This window comes from Pseudomonas sp. SIMBA_067 (genome assembly GCF_046534675.1).
GTDB classification, from domain to species: domain Bacteria; phylum Pseudomonadota; class Gammaproteobacteria; order Pseudomonadales; family Pseudomonadaceae; genus Aquipseudomonas; species Aquipseudomonas putida.
The window spans coordinates 1-262 of sequence record NZ_JAWRYH010000659.1 but is presented as its reverse complement, the minus strand read 5'-3'; the positions used below and the strand labels follow the sequence as shown (position 1 = coordinate 262).

1 protein-coding gene is annotated in these 262 nt (G+C 40.1%); it reads right to left on the bottom strand.

Annotated features, from left to right (window positions below):
* The coding region (locus tag SB765_RS30755; RefSeq protein WP_410932637.1) for a hypothetical protein at positions 1-262 on the bottom strand (262 nt) is incomplete at both ends.

Here is a 262-nt window from a genome sequence, read left to right as displayed (position 1 = left end):
CAGCTGCATCAAATTGCATTCCATTAACTATCGTGCCCAACTCATCCAAACTTACATCGGTTAAAAAGTCAGGATTTAAAGACCACTCAGGTATATCAATCACCGACTCAGTTCTATTTTTATCAAGTGAAAATCCAAAATAGTTAAAACCAATTTCTACTCGGCTAGTTGGGCGCCACTGCGTGCTAAATTGTATCCCTTCTCGCTCACGTAATTCGTTTACAATTGAACCTCGAACCACTTGAGGAAACCAGACATTGTC